At 70.9% G+C, this 17393-nt stretch carries 20 protein-coding genes; 11 read left to right on the top strand and 9 right to left on the bottom strand.

Features of this window, described 5'->3' with window-relative positions; all coding sequences use genetic code 11:
• Positions 1-37: 37 nt before the first annotated feature.
• Both B0F77_RS06730 and B0F77_RS06725 read left to right on the top strand, forming a co-directional pair.
• Entirely contained in the window at positions 38-865 is an 828-nt protein-coding gene (locus B0F77_RS06730) for an LLM class flavin-dependent oxidoreductase (RefSeq protein WP_086661904.1), read from the top strand.
• The gene (locus B0F77_RS06725) at positions 862-1278 is read left to right on the top strand and encodes a nucleoside deaminase (protein WP_425435626.1); all 417 of its coding nucleotides are present in this window, start codon (positions 862-864) and stop codon (positions 1276-1278) included. Before B0F77_RS06730 ends, B0F77_RS06725 begins: the two co-directional genes overlap by 4 nt.
• On the opposite strand, the gene B0F77_RS06720 is transcribed toward B0F77_RS06725, so the two are convergent.
• Together B0F77_RS06720 and B0F77_RS06715 are read right to left on the bottom strand one after the other, a co-directional pair.
• Positions 1269-1760: a glutathione peroxidase gene (locus B0F77_RS06720; RefSeq protein ID WP_086661903.1), complete on the bottom strand. Its 492-nt coding sequence runs from the start codon at positions 1758-1760 to the stop codon at positions 1269-1271. The two genes, B0F77_RS06725 and B0F77_RS06720, sit on opposite strands and share 10 nt — an antisense overlap.
• Before the next feature lie 65 nt (positions 1761-1825).
• Positions 1826-2434 carry a TetR/AcrR family transcriptional regulator gene (locus tag B0F77_RS06715; protein ID WP_211293692.1) on the bottom strand — a complete coding sequence of 203 codons (609 nt, stop codon included), beginning with the start codon at positions 2432-2434 and terminating at the stop codon, positions 1826-1828.
• 94 nt (positions 2435-2528) lie between these two features.
• Here B0F77_RS06715 and B0F77_RS06710 point away from each other — a divergent pair, with 94 nt between their 5' ends.
• The 6 genes from B0F77_RS06710 (at position 2529) to B0F77_RS06685 (ending at position 6626) form a co-directional block, all read left to right on the top strand.
• Positions 2529-3272, top strand: a complete 744-nt coding sequence (locus B0F77_RS06710) for an SDR family NAD(P)-dependent oxidoreductase (RefSeq protein WP_086661902.1) — start codon at positions 2529-2531, stop codon at positions 3270-3272.
• 82 nt (positions 3273-3354) lie between these two features.
• On the top strand, positions 3355-4377 hold the full coding sequence (locus B0F77_RS06705) for an LLM class flavin-dependent oxidoreductase (protein ID WP_086661901.1): 1023 nt from the start codon (positions 3355-3357) through the stop codon (positions 4375-4377).
• 173 nt (positions 4378-4550) lie between these two features.
• Positions 4551-5210 carry a hypothetical protein gene (locus B0F77_RS06700; RefSeq protein ID WP_086661900.1) on the top strand — a complete coding sequence of 220 codons (660 nt, stop codon included), beginning with the start codon at positions 4551-4553 and terminating at the stop codon, positions 5208-5210.
• Complete coding sequence (locus tag B0F77_RS06695) at positions 5197-5616, top strand: phage holin family protein (protein ID WP_086661899.1); 420 nt, start codon at positions 5197-5199, stop codon at positions 5614-5616. The genes B0F77_RS06700 and B0F77_RS06695 overlap by 14 nt, the downstream gene beginning before the upstream one ends.
• The gene (locus B0F77_RS06690; protein ID WP_086661898.1) at positions 5592-6212 is read left to right on the top strand and encodes a DUF3618 domain-containing protein; all 621 of its coding nucleotides are present in this window, start codon (positions 5592-5594) and stop codon (positions 6210-6212) included. Before B0F77_RS06695 ends, B0F77_RS06690 begins: the two co-directional genes overlap by 25 nt.
• Positions 6213-6329: 117 nt before the next feature.
• Positions 6330-6626, top strand: coding sequence for a hypothetical protein (locus B0F77_RS06685; RefSeq protein ID WP_086661897.1), 297 nt, complete (start codon positions 6330-6332; stop codon positions 6624-6626).
• Between the two features lies 1 nt (position 6627).
• Here B0F77_RS06685 and B0F77_RS06680 read toward each other — a convergent pair whose 3' ends face one another.
• The 7 genes from B0F77_RS06680 to B0F77_RS06650 all read right to left on the bottom strand — a co-directional run bounded on the left by B0F77_RS06680 (position 6628) and on the right by B0F77_RS06650 (position 13990).
• Positions 6628-6807 carry a hypothetical protein gene (locus B0F77_RS06680; protein WP_086661896.1) on the bottom strand — a complete coding sequence of 60 codons (180 nt, stop codon included), beginning with the start codon at positions 6805-6807 and terminating at the stop codon, positions 6628-6630.
• Positions 6804-7115 carry a hypothetical protein gene (locus tag B0F77_RS06675; RefSeq protein WP_086661895.1) on the bottom strand — a complete coding sequence of 104 codons (312 nt, stop codon included), beginning with the start codon at positions 7113-7115 and terminating at the stop codon, positions 6804-6806. The genes B0F77_RS06680 and B0F77_RS06675 overlap by 4 nt, the downstream gene beginning before the upstream one ends.
• A gap of 59 nt (positions 7116-7174) precedes the next feature.
• On the bottom strand, positions 7175-9151 hold the full coding sequence (locus B0F77_RS06670) for a SpoIIE family protein phosphatase (RefSeq protein ID WP_086661894.1): 1977 nt from the start codon (positions 9149-9151) through the stop codon (positions 7175-7177).
• Positions 9152-9191: 40 nt separating this feature from the next.
• A complete protein-coding gene (locus tag B0F77_RS06665; protein WP_086661893.1) occupies positions 9192-10337 on the bottom strand; it encodes a glycosyltransferase in 1146 nt (381 codons plus the stop codon).
• 164 nt (positions 10338-10501) lie between these two features.
• Entirely contained in the window at positions 10502-11197 is a 696-nt protein-coding gene (locus B0F77_RS06660) for a GAF and ANTAR domain-containing protein (RefSeq protein ID WP_086661892.1), read from the bottom strand.
• A 110-nt stretch (positions 11198-11307) separates the two neighbouring features.
• On the bottom strand, positions 11308-11721 hold the full coding sequence (locus tag B0F77_RS06655) for an ankyrin repeat domain-containing protein (RefSeq protein WP_245847865.1): 414 nt from the start codon (positions 11719-11721) through the stop codon (positions 11308-11310).
• 10 nt (positions 11722-11731) lie between these two features.
• Positions 11732-13990: a catalase gene (locus B0F77_RS06650; RefSeq protein WP_086661891.1), complete on the bottom strand. Its 2259-nt coding sequence runs from the start codon at positions 13988-13990 to the stop codon at positions 11732-11734.
• 164 nt (positions 13991-14154) lie between these two features.
• Here B0F77_RS06650 and B0F77_RS06645 point away from each other — a divergent pair, with 164 nt between their 5' ends.
• From B0F77_RS06645 to B0F77_RS06635, 3 genes are all read left to right on the top strand, one after another.
• Entirely contained in the window at positions 14155-15297 is a 1143-nt protein-coding gene (locus B0F77_RS06645; RefSeq protein ID WP_086661890.1) for a carboxylate-amine ligase, read from the top strand.
• A gap of 56 nt (positions 15298-15353) precedes the next feature.
• On the top strand, positions 15354-16562 hold the full coding sequence (locus tag B0F77_RS06640; RefSeq protein ID WP_086661889.1) for a PP2C family protein-serine/threonine phosphatase: 1209 nt from the start codon (positions 15354-15356) through the stop codon (positions 16560-16562).
• A 112-nt stretch (positions 16563-16674) separates the two neighbouring features.
• A partial coding sequence (locus tag B0F77_RS06635) for an isocitrate lyase/PEP mutase family protein (RefSeq protein WP_086661888.1) occupies positions 16675-17393 on the top strand: 719 nt, incomplete at its 3' end.

Below are 17393 nucleotides of genomic sequence, written 5' to 3'. Positions count from 1 at the left end.
TTCTGCGAACCGAGTGCGGGGTCATAGTCTTGATCACGTGTTGATCGGCGTGAACGTCCCCAACTTCGGGCCCGGTACCAGCCCCGCCGTGCTGCGCGAGTGGGCGCGGACGGTGGAGAGCCTGGGCTTCGACCTGCTCATGATGTCCGACCACGTGGTGGTGACGCCCGACGTGGCCCAGCAGTATCCGGCACCGTTCTACGATCCGTTCACCACGCTGTCCTGGCTGGCCGGCGTCACCGAGCGGATCACCCTCGGCACGACCGTGCTGATCGCGCCGTACCGGCACCCGCTGCTGGTCGCCAGGATGGCGGCCAACCTCGCAGAGCTGAGCGGCGACCGGCTGGTGCTCGGGGTCGGGATCGGCTGGGCGCGCCAGGAGTTCGAGGCGCTCGGGGTGCCGTTCGAGCGTCGCGGGAAGCTGACCGACGAGCTGATCACGACGGTGCGCGAGGCGTGGCGCGACGAGGGCTACCGCGCGGGGCACATCCCGATCTGGGTGGGCGGGCAGAGCGACGGCGCCCTGCGGCGCACCGTCCGGCTGGGCGACGCCTGGCATCCGTTGCGGCAGACGCCCGACGGGTGGCGGGAATCCTTGGCACGACTGGAAGAGATCGCCGCCGCGGAGGAACGCCCACGACCCGCGCTCGCGCCGCGCATCCTGCTGAGGCTGACCGACGAGCCCGTCGCGGACCGCAGGCTGGGCGAGGGCACGGTCGAGCAGGTCGCGGCGGACCTGGCCCGGCTGCGCGCGGACGGGGCGCACGCCGTGGTGCTCGACCCGTACGTCGATGATCCGGAGGAGACGCGGCACCCGGAAGTCCTGTGGAACGCATTGGCCGCGGTACGAAAGGAATTCAGGTGAACGAAGAGCATCTGCGTCGCGCGATCGCACTGGCCGCCGAGGCGCGGGCGGGCGGCAACCCGCCGTTCGGATCGCTGCTGGTCGGGCCGGACGGTGCGGTGCTCGCGGAGGAACGCAACTCGTCCCTCACCGATGACGACATCACCGCCCACCCCGAGCTGAAGCTGGCGAGGTGGGCGGCGCGGTCGCTCGACGCCGCGACGGCGGCCGGGACCACCATGTACACGAGCTGCGAACCCTGCGGGATGTGCTCGGGGGCGTTGGCGCGGTCGGGTATCGGACAGGTGGTGTTCGCGCTGTCGGGCGATCAGCTCGGCGGGCTGAGGACGATCGGCGGATTCCCCGTCGTGCCGACCGACGGACCGCACCTGTACGACGAGGCGAAGGTGCCGGTCGAGGGCTACTACCCCTGACGCAGGGCGGCCTCGATCGCCTCGGTGATCGTGGCGTCCTCGGGCTCGACGCGCGGCCGGAACCGGCCGATCACCTGTCCGTCGCGCGACACCAGGAACTTCTCGAAGTTCCACTGCACGTCGCCCGCGGCTCCGTCCGCGTCGGGGTGCCGCGTCAGCTCCTGGTAGACGGCGTGCTGCCCGGGACCGTTGACCTCCACCTTCTCGTACAGGGGGAACGACACCCCGTAGGTCGTCGAGCAGAACGTGGCGATCTCCTCGGAGGTGCCCGGTTCCTGCCCGGCGAACTGGTTGCAGGGGAAGCCGACCACGGAGAAGCCGTCCGCGCCGTACTTCTCCTGCAGCCGCTCCAGGCCGGCGTACTGCGGGGTGAGGCCGCAGCGCGAAGCGACGTTGACGACGAGGGACACCTTGCCCCGCAACGCGCTCAGGTCACCGGGCTCGCCGGCGAGGGTGGCGACCGGGATGTCGTAGATCTCCATGACACCAACGTAGTTCACCGGTCGCGGCGGGTGTCCGCGCAGTGGCCGCCGCCACGGCCCGGTGGTCAGGCCGGCGGCCAGTGGGCCAGCGCGGCGTCGGCGATCTCCTGGAGGTCCGCGCGGCCGACGCCGCCGGCGGCCTGCACCGCGAGGCCGAACGCCACGGTCATGACGTAGAGGGCGAGCCGCCGCGCGCTGGTGCCCTCCGGCAGGTCGCCGTCCGCGACGGCGCGCAGGAAGCGTTCCTCGAGACGGCGGCAGGCGTCGTTGCGCCACTCCACCAGTGCCTCGTGCGCGGGCAGACCGGCCTCCCCGGCGGCCAGCGCGCCCTGGACACCCAGGCACCCGGCCGGGCACTCCGGGCGTGTCGTGGTGCGCACCGTGCCGTTCAGGAACGCCGTCGCCACGGCTCGCGCGGTCGGTTCTTCCAGCGCGTGCAACCCGTATGCGCCGGGCCCGTCGGTGTAGCGCTCCAGGGCCTTGCGGAACAGCTGCTCCTTGTTGCCGAACGCCGCGTACATGCTGGTCTTGGTGATGCCCATGGCACTGGTCAGGTCGGTGAGGCTGGCGCCCTCGTAGCCCTGTTTCCAGAACACCAGCATGGCCCGCTGCAGCGCCTCGTCGGCGTCGAAGCCCCTCGGCCGGCCGACAACGGTGTTCCCGTGACCTGTCACGACCCCAGGCTACCCCTTCGGTACCGATCGGTTCACAAGTGCTACGGTCGATTTCAGTACCGATCGGTACCGAACTTTGTGGAGGTAGACGGGCATGGGGCAGTTCGAAGGCAAGACGGCGGTCGTCACCGGCGGGAGCAGCGGCATCGGCCTGGCCACCGCCCGGCGGCTCGCGGCCGAGGGTGCGCACGTCTTCATCACAGGTAGGCGCCAGGGCGAGCTGGACGCGGCGGTGGAGAGCATCGGCGACGCCACCGCGGTGCGGGGTGACATCGCGGACCTCGGCGACCTGGACCGGCTCTACGACGCGGTCCGCGCCAGGGGCAAGGGGGTGGACGCGCTCTTCGCCAACGCGGCCGCTGCCGGGTTCGCCAGCCTGGAGCAGACCACGCGGGAGCACTTCGACCAGATCTTCGACGTCAACGTGCGCGGCACGCTGTTCACCGTGCAGAAGGCGTTGCCGCTGCTCAACGATGGTTCCGCGGTGATCGTGAACTGCTCCGTGCGGGCCGACGACGGCGTCGCGGAGTTCGGCACGTACGCGGCGACCAAGGCCGCCCTGCGCTCCTACACCCGGACCTGGGCCAACGAACTGAAGGACCGGGGAATCCGGGTCAACGCGATCTCGCCGGGCACGATCGACACCCCCGCGCTCGTGGGCATGGTCGGCGAGGAGAAGGCCGGCGAGCTCAAGGAGGGCTTCGCGGCCAGGGTGCCGCTCGGCCGGATGGGGACGTCGGAGGAGGTCGCCGCGGCCGTCGCCTTCCTCGCGTCGGACCAGAGCAGCTTCATCGTGGGGGCCAACCTCCACGTCGACGGCGGCGAGAACCAGTTCTGAAGGAATGTCCGATGGCGTCGCGGCGTTCCTGGTCTACGCTAGGTTGAGACGTCAACTAACGGATGGAAGTGTTCCGCTCGGTATGAAGAAGATCGGGTTTCTGTCGTTCGGGCACTGGTCGGACAGCCCGCACTCGCAGACGAGGTCCGCGTCCGACACGCTGCTGCAGTCGATCGACCTGGCCGTGGCCGCGGAGGAGCTGGGTGCCGACGGCGCCTACTTCCGGGTGCACCACTTCGCCCGGCAGCTCGGGTCGCCCTTCCCGCTGCTGGCGGCGATCGGCGCGAAGACCGAGCGCATCGAGATCGGTACCGGTGTGATCGACATGCGGTACGAGAACCCGATGTACATGGTCGAGGACGCCGGGGCGGCGGACCTCATCGCCGGCGGCAGGTTGCAGCTCGGCATCTCCCGGGGATCGCCCGAGCAGGTCGTCGACGGGTGGCGGTACTTCGGCTACGAGCCCGCCGAGGGTGAGACCGAGGCCGACATGGCCCGCCGGCACGCCGAGGTGTTCCTCAAGGTGCTGGACGGTGAGGGGTTCGCGCGGCCCAACCCGCGGCCGATGTTCCCGAACCCGCCGGGGTTGCTGCGGCTGGAGCCGCACTCGCCGGGGCTGCGGGACCGCATCTGGTGGGGCGCCGGGTCCAACGGCACCGCGGTGTGGGCGGCCGAGCAGGGCATGAACCTGATGAGCTCGACGCTGAAGTTCGACGAGGGCGGGGCGCCGTTCCACGTCCAGCAGGCCGACCAGATCCGGGCGTTCCGCAAGGCCTGGACGGAGGCCGGGTGGCAGCGGGAGCCGCGGGTCTCGGTGTCGCGCAGCATCTTCGCGCTCACCACCGACCTCGACCACGCCTACTTCGGCGGTGACGGCGAGAGCACCGACCAGGTCGGGTTCATCGACGGGCCGAACAGGGCGATCTTCGGCCGGTCGTACGCCGCCGAGCCCGAGGTGCTGATCGAGCAGCTGGCCGAGGACGAGGCGATCGCCGAGGCCGACACGCTGTTGCTGACCGTGCCCAACCAGCTCGGTGCCGACTACAGCGCGCACGTCGTCGAGAACATTCTCCTGCACGTGGCGCCGGCCCTCGGCTGGCGCTGATCACGTAACCGCGGCCGGCGGTGGTGTGGCGAAAGCCGTGCCATCGCCGGCCGTCGCGGTTTCTCCGTCAGGTTCGGCGGAATTGGTGCTGTTGCGGCGAATCGGCCCGTTTGCGGGGAGATTGCCGGGGTAGCTCCTGAGCCAGGACACGCCGATGAGCTGAGGAGTCAGCCGTGACCGAGAACCAGATGGGTGGAGTGCGCACGGCGGCCCGGGACGAGGGTTTCGAGGTCGCCCAGCACGCCAAGGACGCGGCCGGGCAGGTGGGAAGCACTGTCCGGGACGAGGCCGCGCACGTGACGCGCGAGACCGCCGCACAGGCCCGCCAAGTCGTCCGGGATGCGCGGGAACGTGTTGTGGCGGAAGCGGAAGATCAGGCCACGCGGGTGTCGAAGCAGCTCGGCCGCATCGCCGACGAGCTGAGCGACATGGCCGGCAGCGCGCCGTCCGGCTCGATGTCGGCCGGGGCGATCCGCAGCGCCGCCGACACGAGCAGGCAGGCCGCGCGGTTCCTCGACGAACGAGGTGCGCAGGGGCTGCTCGACTCGGCGCGGGACTACGCCCGCCGCAAGCCAGGCACGTTCCTGCTGGGTGCCGCCGTGGCCGGGTTCCTGGTCGGACGCGTCGCGAAGAGCGCGACCGGTGGCGAGCAGAGCCGGTCCCAGCAGAGCCAACCACAGCAGGGCCAGCCCCAGCAGAACCAGCCGCAGCAGGGTGGATACGTGCCGGTGGCGGCCGAACGTCCTGACGTGACACCGGATTACGGCGCGCCGCTGCCGACGGGCGCCGCGCCCGTCGTTCCCCCGGCGGGGGTGCCGCATGTCGAGCCCTGAGGCGCCAGGCGCACGGGTGGACTCGACCGGCGGCGAGTCGCTGGGCGATCTGCTCGGTGAGCTCAGCGGGGACCTGTCCAAGCTGATGCGGCAGGAACTGGAGCTCGCCAAGGCCGAGTTCCGGCAGGAGGCCGTCAAGGCGGGCAAGGCGACCGGAATGCTCGCGGCGGCCGGGTTCGCCGGCTACCTGACGACCGTGCTGCTCAGCCTCGCGCTGGTGTTCGCGCTCGGCGCGGTGATGCCGCTCGGCTGGGCCGCGCTGATCGTCGCCGCGTTGTGGGGCGTCGTCGGACTGGTCCTCTACACGACCGGCCGCGCCCGGATGCGCACCGTCAACCCGAAACCCGAACGCACCGTCGAAACGCTGAAGGAGGACGCGGAATGGGCGAAACACCCGACCAAATAAGGCGTGACATCGAGGTCACCCGCGCGGAACTGCGCGCGGACGCCAACCGTCTCGTCGACCACGCCAGCCCGCGCGGCATCGCCCGGCGCCGCGTCCGCGGTGTGCGGCAGGGACTGGTTTCGATGAGGGAGCGAGTGATGGGCACCGCCACGCAGGCCGCGTCGACCGTGCGGGAACAGGGACACGACACCGGGACCGCCGTCGCCGAACGAGCCGAACAGGCCGTGCAGGTGGTGCAGGACGCGCCGCGCCGGGTCGCCCGGCAGACGCAGGGCAGTCCGCTCGCGGCCGGTCTGATCGCGTTCGGCAGCGGCCTGCTGCTCGCCGCGGTGCTGCCCCGCACCGACGCCGAACAGCAAGCGGTGCAACAGCTTTCGGACACCTTCGGCGACGTGGTCGAACCGGCCAGGGACGCCATGGCCGAGTCGGCGCAGCACCTCAAGGAGGACGTGAAGTCCTCGGTGAGCGACGCCGCGGGGGAGGTGCGGCAGGTCGCCTCTGACGCCGCGCAGACCACGGCCGAGCAGGCGAAGGACGCGGCGCAGGACGTCGGCGGACACGCCCGCGAATCGGGCCAGCGGGTGTCGGGTCAGTGAGCTGAACGAACCAGAGCGCCGTGGTGGCGACACCACGGCGCTCCTCGTTGTGTTTGGCCTGGCGGGGAACGGGTAGCCGGAACCTGCGTCAAGCAGTCGGCGCGTCGTGTCCCGACTGTGCCCAAGGCGGCGATCACCGTGCAGCACAACTCACTCGACCAGGCGATCTGCGAAGCGCTCGTCCTGCTCCGCGTCACCGCCGGAGCGGACCTCGCGGTGCGGGCAGAGCAGGCGCGCAAGTGCCTGGCGAAGGCGGTCATGGAGTCGCCGGACGCACCGCAGCAGGCGTTGGCGCACATCGCGGCCGCCGACGATCACCTCGAGTACGGCGAGTTGATGGAGGCGCGCACGCTGCTGAGCGCGGCGCGCGGCTTCCTGCCCGGCCGGCGGGCCGCGGTCGCCGCACGCGCGTGACTCACGGGTCCATACCGCCGTCACCGCCCGCGCCCTCGGGTTCGGACTCGTCGTGACCTCGGTGCGGCCCGCCGGGGTTCTCGTCGGCGACGGTGGGGCGCGTGTGCTCGGCGCCGATGTCGGCGTCCTCCAGTTCGCTCTCGGCGGTCACCCGATCGGGTTGGGGAGCGCGGCTGGTCATCGCCACTCCTTCTGCCAGGCGTGGTGCGTGTCGTAGGCGGCGGCCAGCAAGCGCAGCATCGACTCGTCGCCGGTCTGCTCGACCTCGGACCGCAGCGCGGCGGCCTTCTCCAGGAACGGCACCCGCTCCCCGGCCGCCTGCACCGGTCCGGGCAGCAGGAGCAGGCCCTGGCCGTCGTCCGAGCGCACGACGCGCAGCCTGCCGTCGCCCTCCGCCTCGTCGAGCAGCGGCAGCTTGTCGTCCGCGAGGCGTTCTTCGTCCTCGTCGAGCCGGTCGAGGACGAACCGCCGGAGTTCGTCGGTGTTCATGACCCAGGGGTATCCGGTTCGCCGCCGGGTACGCCTCTCGACGTCGCGGGGTTTTTGGTTCACGGCGTGCGGCGAAGGTCCACGAGGTCGAGCACGAGCGCCGCCGGGCTGTCGTCCGGAGCGATCAGCGTCGGCCGCTGCTGGTGGGCGGAGAGCTGATCGGTGACCTCGTACAGGATGCGCACGCCCGAGCTGGCGAGGTGGGTGACGCCGGAGAGATCCACGGTCATCGGCGCGACGCCGCCGCGGGAAGCCCTGAGCAGGTCCCGTTCGAACACGGCCGCGGTCATAGCGTCGATCGGCCCGGAGATCCGCACCAGCCGGATGTCGTCACGAACGACCGTTTCGGCGCGGTAGGGCGAGAACACACTGCTGGTCGTGGAGCCGGTGCTGCCGGAGGCGACCATCGCGGGCTGGTTGAGGTAGTGGCGCACGGTCACGGTGGTGCCGCGGGCGCCGACCGGTTCGCCGACCTGGCGTGGCGGGTGGGTGATGGTGAGCTCGTCGACGAGCTGTTCGCACAGCATGAGGCCGTGCCCTCGCTCGGAGGGGGCGACGTCCGGTGTGCGCCAACGGCCTTCGTCGGTGATCCGCAGTTCGCAGATGCCGTCCGGGTGCAGTTCGGCGCTGATGTGCACGATGCCGGACCCGTCGGGGTAGGCGTGTTCGACGACGTTCGTGACGGCCTCGCCGACGGCGAGTTCCAGCACCTCCTGGTCCTGGTGGCCGACGTCGAGCTCGGTCAGCCAGCCGCGGACGGCGTGGCGGGCGGCGGGCAGGTCGCCGAGCGCCGCCCGCAGGCGCACCGACAGCGGTGGCACGGGGGTCGCGAGGCGCTGCGCGGCGAGCGCGGTGACGTCGTCGTGGTATCCCGTGCGGGTCAGCAGTTCCACGGTGAGCTGGCAGACCCGTTCGGCGGGCGAGCTCGCGGCTCCTTTGGGGAGCACGCGGTTCATCGCCGCGTCGGACGCCACCGCGGCCAGCTCGGCCGTCCCTTCGGAGAGCGAGCGGTTCGGCCGTTCGACCAAACCGTCGGAGTAGAGCAGGACGAGGTCGTCGTGGCCGAGCCGGCCCGTTTCGACGACCGGGGTGCGGCCCACGCCGAGCGGTCCGCTCACGGCACCGTCCAGGTACACGGCCGTGCCGTTCGCGCGGACGACCAACGGCGCCGGGTGGCCGCAACGGCTGTAGGAGAACTCGCCCGTACGCGGATCGAGGAGGACCAACGCGAGGGTGGCCGCGCGCAGGACGCGTTCGCGGGTCGCGAAGGTGTTCACCTGACTCAGCACCGCCGTCAGATCCGCGTTGGTGCACAGGAGATGCTTCAGCACGGCCCGGAGCTGACCCATGGCCGCGGACGCCGCGACACCGTGCCCGACGACGTCACCCACGATCAGCACGACGTTGCCGTCGGGCCGGGTGACCGCGTCGAACCAGTCACCTCCCGCGGCCTGGTCCTCGGCGGCGACGAGGTAGCGCGCGGCGATCCTCGCCTGCGGCAGCACCGGCAGCGACGTCGGCAGGATCGCCGCCTGCAGGTCCACGACGACGTCGCGCGGCCGCTCGTACCGGGACCGCGCGTGCGCGGCTCTGGCCGCCTCGGCCTGGCGGCGCCGGACCCGGTCGGTGACGTCGAGGCCGTACATCGCGACGCCCCGCACCGTTCCGTCAGCGTGAAAGTAGGGCTCCATCACGAAGTCGACGTACAACTCCAGCACGTCGCCGTCGCCGCGGCGATCGAGGTGCATCCGCCACTCGCTCGCGGTCTGCGCCTCCCCGGTCAGGTAGACCCGGTCGATCGCCGCCTGGATCCGCTGGGACTCGAACTCCGGAAGGATCTCGCGCGAGGTCATTCCGACGGGCTCGGGAACTCCCGCGCACCGCCGGAACGACTCGTTCGCCGCCACCAGCCGTTGTTCCGGGCCTTCGCAGACGACCAGCACGACCGACAATCCGTCGAAACGATCACGGACGACCTCAGGGTCGCCGGTGTGGCGCAGACGTTCGTCGCCGCCTGGCCGCGCGTTCGGCTTCATACCTGGTCAACGTACCCAGAACGGCCCGGATCATGCGCGGTCAGGCCGTTCTGACACAGGCGCCTCGGTTCACCGCGACCGGATTCGCCTGCTCGTACACCGTCACCATCTCCGCTGCCAGGCGGGCGGTGGGGTAGCGGGCCGCCATCCGGTCCCGCGCGGCCGAGCCGAACTCCTGACGCAGCGTCTCGTCGCCGAGCGACCTCCGCAACGCCCGGATCAGTGCTCGGAGGTCATGCGGCGCAACGAGAAGACCGGTCACGTCGGGCACCACGACGTCGGCCAGCGCTCCCACCGCGGTCGCCACGACGGGGACACCGCACGCCATCGCCTCGAGCGCCAGGATCCCGAACGGTTCGGCGGGCGGTGTGCACACCACGGCGTCCGCCGACCGCAGCAGGGCCGGCCGCCCGGTGCGAGGTACCGCGCCCGCGAACACGACCCGATCCGCCACGCCCAGCTCGCGCGCACGTCCCTGCCACCGGGTGCGAGCGTCCTCGCCGATGACCACGAGTTCGACGTCGTCGGTCACGGGCAAAGTGGTGATGAGCTCGTCAAAACCGTTGCGGGACCTCGGGTCGGCCGCGGTGACGACACGCTTGAACCTCCCGCGCGCGGTGGCGGGACCATCCGGGTGGAACAACTCCAGGTCCACGCCGCAGGGCACCGTCGAGATTCGCGTGCGGCGCACTCCGAGGGTCTGCAGCCGTACGGCCTCGGCGCAACTGGTCGCCACCGTCCACGCGGCTTTGCGCGCGACGAGGGCTTCGGCGTCGGAACGTTGTGGTGCGTCGTGCGCCGCAAGCCCGTGGTACGACTGCACTACCGGCACCTGGAGGCGATGTGCGCCGAGCACCGCCGCCAGCCCGGACGTCCAGTGGTGTGCGTGCACGACGTCCGGCGCCCGCAGCCGCCACCGCGCGGCGAGGAACCCGGCGAAGTCACCGAGGTGCGCCACCACCTCGTCGTCGGTCAGTTCGGCGGCGGGGCCCGCGCACACCCGCACCACCTCGTACCCGTCGCCGGTACGCACCCGCTCGGGCGACTTCGGCTCGTCGCGCCGGGTGTAGACGGTGACCTCGTGGCCCAGGGCGGTCATCGCCGCCGCGAGCCCGCCGACGTGCGCGCTTTGGCCCAGGTCCCGGGCGAGTGGACTCGCCTGCTCGGACACCATTGCGATCTTCATCCGCTCAGCTCCTCGGCTGACGGACGGACAGTGAGAACCGCGACCGCCAGCGTCGTGTACACCGAGCTGGTCACTCAACCCGACGGACTGTTTCCGGTAAGTACCCGACCGTATTGCCGAAAGTCGTTGGCCACAAACGGTGAAGTGACAGGTTTCGGAGGCGGCTACAGCCCGCCGCGCCTCTCCACGAGGCAGCTCGCGACCTCGTGCAGCTTGATGTTGGCCGCCTGGGAGGCCTCGACCAGCATCCGGAAGGCACGTGCGGCGCCGATGTCGTGCCGTTCCATGAGCATGCCCTTGGCCGTGGAGATGATGTCGCGGCTCTCGATGGCCACGCCCAGTTGTGCCTCGCGTTGAGCGCCGATCAACGCGATCGCGGCGTGCGTGGCGAACAGCTGACCCTCTTCTTCGGTGCGTTGGTCGAAGGCGTCGACACGACTGGAGTAGAGGTTGAGCGCGCCGATGGTCCGGTCTGTCACGAACAACCGGTAGGACAGCAACGAGTGAATGCCGTGTTCGGCTGCGGCGGGACCGAACGCCGGCCAGCGTCTCTCCTTGGCGGCGTCACCGACGCGGTAGGTCCGGTGCTCGGTGATCGCGTCCACGCACGGGCCTTCGCGGAGGTCGTACTGCAGCTGGTCGATGGTCTCGACGATGGCGCTGGTCGGCGCGACGGTGTGGATCCTGCGCTGTTCGCCCAGCGAGATCCCGGCGTGTTCCGCACCCGTCACGTAGTCGACGGCGGCCTTGACGATCGCCCGCAGCGTCGTGTCGACGTCCGGTTCCGCCTGCAGGGTCCTGGCGATGTGACTGAGTGTCTCGGCGAGCCCGTGGTAGGTGATGCCGTCAGTCGCACGCATGATGCCTCCACCATCAAGTTCCGACGCACGTGACACTTCTACCCCAACAGAATGCCGCACGAAACGTGCGCTGCGCGTGGCGTGTACGACATCATCCGGATGCGCAGAGGTCACCGTCGGCGGAGGCGGTCCTTTGTGGAACGTGCGGTCAGCAGCGCGAGCATGTCCGGCAGGTCGAAGTACCGAGCGATGTCGAGCGCGGACCGCGGCCCGAGGGCGGGGTCCGCACCCGCGTCCAGCAGCAGGCCGACGGAACGCTCGGAGCGGCGGAAGACCGCCGCCCCGAGCGCCGTCTGACCCCGGTCGTCGACCCGCCCGGTGTCGGCGCCGCGCTCCAGCAACGCCCGCACGGTGTCCGGGTGGTCGTGGTACGCGGCGAGGATCAGCAGGGAGTCGCCGGACCCGTTGGTGAGGTTCACCGGTATCCCCGCGTCGATCGCGTCGGTCAACCGGCCCGTGTCACCGGCACGGGCCAGGTCGAACATCGAGCGCAGGAAGGTGAGTTCCTCCTCGGTGAGCGACACGCCGGGCTCCTCAGGAGATGGTCGCGGGGAAGCGTTCCCACACGCGGTGGGCTCCCAGCGACGAGGTCACCGTCTTCAGCACCTGCGAGGCATCGTCGTCGACCACGACCCCCGGCCCGGCGCATCCGGCGGCCTCGACGGCGGCACGTCCGGTGCCCCAGGCGCCGATGGCCTTGGCGTGGCGGAAGCACTCCTGGATCATCAGGAGCACGCGCGGGTCGACGACGTCACCGGGCGCGCCGGCCTTCGCGTCCCTGGCCGGCACGGCGTCCGCACCGGGAGGTGGGCCGCCGGCGAGCAACAGGGCGTCGAACTCGACCGAGCGCGCGGTGAGGAACGTGCGCTGGGCGACCAGGCCGCTGTCGCCGATCGGGCCACCGGTCGGGGCGATCAGCAGCGGCACCATGCCGCCCGCCAGGATCGTCTCGCGGACCGCGCGCACGCCGTCGAGATCGGCCGGGTCGACCACGATGCCGATCAGCCTGCCGTCGGTGGGCCACGTCTGCCCGATCTGCGAGAGGGCCGGGCTCGGCACGACCTTCTTCGGCCGGACGGTGGCGCTCGGCGCCGGAAGTCCGAGCCCCTCGGCCACCTGTGCGCACAGCGTCGGGTCGACGTTGGCCAGCACGCGCAGCTGACGTTCCTTGACGGCCTGCTCGTAGCACTTGCCGAGCTCGAAGGTGAACGCGCGCACGACGTGCTCCTTCTCCACCGGCGAGAGGCTCAGCCAGAACAGCCTCGGCTGGGTGTAGTGGTCGGCGAACGACGCGGGCGCCTCCCGGACCTTCACCGCCTTCGGCAACGGCTGCGCCACCTCGACCAGCGGCCGGTCCTCTGCCGTCGCCTCGAACGGGTTGCCGCCGTCGAGGGTGTTGGGCCGGTACGGCGCGACACCGGCGTGCACCGCGTGCTGGTGGAACCCGTCGCGGAACATGTCGTTCACCGGCGTGTGCGGGCGGTTGATCGGGATCTGGTTGAAGTTCGGCCCGGCGAGCCTGGTCAGCTGGGTGTCCAGGTAGGAGAACAACCGTGCCTGCAACAGCGGGTCGTCGGTGACGTCGATGCCCGGCACCAGGTTGCCGAGGTGGAACGCGACCTGCTCGGTCTCCGCGAAGTAGTTCATCGGGTTGCGGTTGAGCGTCAGCATCCCGACCGGCTGCACTGGCGCGAGCTCCTCCGGCACGATCTTCGTCGGGTCGAGCAGGTCGATGCCCTCGAACGTCTGCCGCGGCGTGTCCGGGAAGATCTGCAGACCGAGCTCCCACTGCGGGAACGCGCCGGACTCGATGGCGTCGGCGAGGTCGCGGCGGTGGAAGTCGGGGTCGATGCCGTTGATCATCTGGGCCTCCTCCCACACCAGGGAGTGCACGCCCAGCTTCGGCTTCCAGTGGAACTTCGCGAGCGCGGTGCCGCCCTCGGCGTTGACGAGGCGGAACGTGTGGACGCCGAACCCCTCCATCGTGCGGTAGGAGCGGGGGATCCCGCGGTCGGACATGTTCCACAGGACGTGGTGGGTGGCCTCGGTGTGGGTGGACACGAAGTCCCAGAACGTGTCGTGCGCGCTCTGCGCCTGCGGGATCTCGCGGTCCGGGTGGGGCTTGCCCGCGTGGATGACGTCCGGGAACTTGATCCCGTCCTGGATGAAGAAGACCGGAATGTTGTTGCCCACCAGGTCGAAGTTGCCCTCCTGGGTGTAGAACTTCGTCGCGAACCCGCGGGTGTCGCGGACCGTGTCAGCCGATCCACGCGAGCCCAGCACCGTCGAGAACCGCACGAACACCGGCGTTTCGACGCCGTCGTCCAGAAAGCCGGCCTTGCAGACGCTCGCGGCCGTGCCGTAGCCCACGAACACGCCGTGTGCGCCGTACCCGCGTGCGTGCACGACCCGCTCCGGAATGCGTTCGTGGTCAAAGTGCATGACCTTCTCGCGAAGGTGGTGGTCCTGGAGCAACGTCGGTCCGCGCTCGCCGGCCTTCAACGAGTGGTCGGTGTCGTACAGCCGTGCACCGACGGAGGTCGTGAGGAAGTCACCTTGTTGTCCCTGGGACAGCTTCGGGGCTCCCGTCGGCGCGCCCGTCGGCGACACCGTCTCCGGCCCGGTCTGGTCCTGCTTGGGCGGCAACGGTCCGCGCGGCTCGGTCGGCTCCTCGAGTGACGGCGGCTCGCTGTTCGGCGCGCCGGGGATCGGCGGGTTCACCAGTTCGGTGACCTTGTCGACCGCCTTCTCGAGTGCTGCCTTCACGAGCTTGCCCGGCTTCTGGGTCGCCACTGCATCCTCCTCGGGGCGGGAACGTCGTAGAGGCAGTACCCGCGCTCCGGCCGGATATGCGCGCCGTGATCGGCCGCCGCGATCGGCCGCCTGGATTGGATGGGGTGGTGAAGTGGGTATTCGGCGGTATCGGCGCCTGCCGGTCCTGAGCGGGATGGTGAGACGTGAAGAAGGCGCCATCGAAGGACGCGTGGTGTCCGACGGTCGGTGTGGAGGAGGAGTTCCTCCTCGTGGACCCGAAGACCGGAGTTCCGGTCAACCGGGCGGACGACGTCGTCACCATCGCGCGTGAGCGGTTGGGTCTCGACCTCCAGCACGAGCTGACCGGGGCGCAGGTGGAGATCAACACTTCGGTGTGCCGCGACGTGGCGCAGGCCCGTACTGAGTTGCTGGGGACACGCCGGCTGGTAGCGCGGGCCGCGCGAACGGCGGGGTGCCGGGCGATCGCGGTCGGGGCGCCTCCGCTGGGCCACGCGACCGGCGAGATCACGGACAGTCTGCGGTACCGGCGGATCGCTCGCGAGTTCGGTGCGCTGGCCGAGCAACAGCTGATCTGCGGCTGCCACGTCCACGTCGCGGTGCCCGACCGGGAGACCGCCGTGCAGGTGTGCAACCACGTGCGGCTGTGGTTGCCCGTGCTGGCCGCCGTCACCGCGAACTCGCCCTTCTCCGACGGGCAGGACACCGGGTTCGCCAGCTGGCGTTCGACGGTGTGGTCGCGCTGGCCGGTGTCCGGGCCGCCGCCGTTCTTCACCTCCTGGCAGCACTACGAACAGGCCTGCGACACCATGATCGTCGCGGGCACCGCGCTGGACCGGGCGATGGTCTACTGGGACGTCCGGCCCGCCACCGAGCTGCCGACCGTGGAGGTGCGGATCTCGGACGTCGCGGCGAGCGTGGACGACGCGGTGCTGCTGGCGGCGCTCGTCCGGGCACTGGTCGCCCAGGCCGTCGTCGACGTCGGACGCGGCGTGCGGGCGGAGCAGATTCCTCAGGACACCCTGCGCCAGGCTTGCTGGGGCGCGGCGAACGCCGGCCTGCCCGGCACCACCCTGGACGTGCTCTCCGGCGAACCGCGGCCGGTGCGGCGGCAGCTCGACGACCTGGTGCGCCGACTGACCCCGGTGTTCGCGCTCAACGGTGATCTGCCTGCGGTGCAACGAGGTCTGCGACTCCTGGACCGCGAAGGCGGTGGCGCCGAGCGGCAGCGGCGGGTGTTCCGGGGAGGCCGGGTGGAGGCGCTGCTGGGCCTGCTCGACGTCGACCGCGCGGACCGCGCCGAACCGCGGAGGGTTTCCGCGTCCTGATGTTCGTGCCCACACGCAGTAGTGTCGGCGACACTGTCGGCGTGGGTGGAGGTGGCATGGCTGGACCGATGGGCTCGTCGATCCGGCTGCGCGTCCTCGACGCCGTCACGGACGGGACGCTCAAGCAGCTGGACCTCGACAAACTGCTCGAGATGCTGCTGGAACGCTCCCGCGAACTCCTCGCGGTCGACACCGTCACCGTCCTGCTGGTGGATCGCAGCGGCACACAGCTCGTGGCGAAAGCGACCTCCGGATTCGAGGAGGAGGTCTTCCAGGGCGTGCGCGTGCCGGTCGGCAAGGGCTTCGCGGGCCGCGTGGCGCAGCTCCGGGAACCGGTGCAGCTCGAACACGTCGATGCGTCCACAGTGGTCAACCCGCTGCTCTGGAAGCACGGCCTGCGGGTGCTGCTCGGCGTGCCGATGATCGCCGAGGGCGAGCTGACCGGCGTCTTGCACGTCGGCAGCGCCACGCCACGCCGGTTCACCGACGAGGAGATCGACGCGCTGCAACTCGTCGCCGACCGCCTCGCCGTGGCCGTCTACGTGGACCGGACGCGGTCCGAGCGCGCCGCCGCCACGATGCTGCAGGAAAGCCTGCTGCCGTCCCGGCTGCCGAGCCCCGAGGGCTGGGAACTCGCGGCCCGCTACGTGCCCGGCGCCGAGAGCGGCGTCGGCGGCGACTGGTACGACGTGTTCGAGCTGCCCGGCGACCGGATCGGCGTGGTGATCGGGGACGTCGTCGGCAACGGCCTGCGGGCCGCCGTCGTGATGGGACGGCTCCGCAGCGCCCTGCGCGCCTACGCGCTGGAGTACCTCGATCCCGCGCAGGTGCTGGGCAAACTCGACCGGAAAGCCAGCTACTTCGAGCACAACACCATGGCCACCGTCGCGTACGCGATCATCGACGCGGCGACGCACCGGATGACGCTCGCCGTGGCCGGGCACCTGCCCCCGGTGGTCGCCGTGCCGGGCGAGGAGGCCAGGTTCGCGTCCGTGCACGTCGACCCGCCCATCGGGTTCGACCTCGGTACCGACGGGCGTCGCAGCGTCGGCCTGGACGTGCCGCCGGGCACCCTGATCGTGCTGTACACCGACGGTCTGGTGGAACGCCGCGAACAGGATCTCGACGTCGGCCTGGAGCGGTTGCGGCAGGTGGTCAGCCCGATGGGGCCGGAGGCGGCGTGCGTCCGGGTCATGGCCACGATGGTCGGCGACCAGCCGGCGAACGACGACATCGCGTTGGTGGCGATCCGGCACAGCGGCTGACGCCGTGCGGTGATCTCGGCGGCGATTCCTCTGGCCGTCGTTTCGAGTCCAACTCTCCGAAGACTGCCGAAAGGCCGGCTGTGGCCGGTCGGAGCCGGAGGAGAAGTAGTTCATGTCCGACCTGAAGGCGCACGCGGACCTGCTGCGTGAACTCCACCACGGAAAGATGCTCGTGCTGCCGAACGCGTGGGACGAGCCCAGCGCGGAACTCGTTGCGGAGAAAGGGTTTCCGGTGGTGGCGACGTCGAGTGCGGCCATCGCGGAGTCGCTCGGCCACCGTGACGGCGAGAACGCGCCGTGGCGGGAGATGTTCGCGGCAGTCGCGCGGATCGCCGGTGCCGTGCCGGTTCCGGTCACCGTGGACGCGGAGGCGGGCTACGGCCTGGCACCGGACGAACTCGTGGCGGCCCTGCTCGACGCCGGCGCGTCCGGCTGCAACCTGGAGGACACCGACCACCGGGAGGGCGGCCTCGTGGACGCGGCCGCGCAGGCGGACCGGCTCGCCGGGGTGCGGGCCGCCGCCGACGAAGCCGGGGTCCCGATCGTCATCAACGCGAGGATCGACGTGTTCCTGCCGTCCGGCGGGATTCCCGAGCAGGACCGGCTGGACGAGGCGATCCGGCGCGGCCGGCTGTACCGGGCCGCGGGCGCCGACTGCGTCTACCCGATCGGCGGATCGACCAGCGCCGGCCTCGCCCGGCTGGTCGCCGAGGTGCCGGGACCGGTCAACGGGAACACCAACGACGCGCTGGACCTGGAGGCGCTGAACTCGCTGGGGGTGGCACGGGTGTCGTTCGGTCCCCGTTTCTACCGGGCAGGCGCGGACGGGTT

The sequence above is a fragment of the Lentzea kentuckyensis genome (genome assembly GCF_002150765.1).
GTDB lineage: Bacteria > Actinomycetota > Actinomycetes > Mycobacteriales > Pseudonocardiaceae > Lentzea > Lentzea kentuckyensis.
This window is presented reverse-complemented; position numbering and strand designations above follow the sequence as displayed.

Bases quoted from the DNA above. Each gene is read 5' to 3' on its own strand.
- B0F77_RS06710 (WP_086661902.1), top strand. From the start codon at position 2,529: ATGGGGCAGTTCGAAGGCAAGACGGCGGTCGTCACCGGCGGGAGCAGC.
- B0F77_RS06675 (WP_086661895.1), bottom strand. From the start codon at position 7,115: ATGAACACCGACGAACTCCGGCGGTTCGTCCTCGACCGGCTCGACGAG.
- B0F77_RS06665 (WP_086661893.1), bottom strand. From the start codon at position 10,337: ATGAAGATCGCAATGGTGTCCGAGCAGGCGAGTCCACTCGCCCGGGAC.
- B0F77_RS06680 (WP_086661896.1), bottom strand. From the start codon at position 6,807: ATGACCAGCCGCGCTCCCCAACCCGATCGGGTGACCGCCGAGAGCGAA.
- B0F77_RS06690 (WP_086661898.1), top strand. From the start codon at position 5,592: ATGGGCGAAACACCCGACCAAATAAGGCGTGACATCGAGGTCACCCGC.
- B0F77_RS06705 (WP_086661901.1), top strand. From the start codon at position 3,355: ATGAAGAAGATCGGGTTTCTGTCGTTCGGGCACTGGTCGGACAGCCCG.
- B0F77_RS06670 (WP_086661894.1), bottom strand. From the start codon at position 9,151: ATGAAGCCGAACGCGCGGCCAGGCGGCGACGAACGTCTGCGCCACACC.
- B0F77_RS06720 (WP_086661903.1), bottom strand. From the start codon at position 1,760: ATGGAGATCTACGACATCCCGGTCGCCACCCTCGCCGGCGAGCCCGGT.
- B0F77_RS06660 (WP_086661892.1), bottom strand. From the start codon at position 11,197: ATGCGTGCGACTGACGGCATCACCTACCACGGGCTCGCCGAGACACTC.
- B0F77_RS06640 (WP_086661889.1), top strand. From the start codon at position 15,354: ATGGCTGGACCGATGGGCTCGTCGATCCGGCTGCGCGTCCTCGACGCC.
- B0F77_RS06695 (WP_086661899.1), top strand. From the start codon at position 5,197: ATGTCGAGCCCTGAGGCGCCAGGCGCACGGGTGGACTCGACCGGCGGC.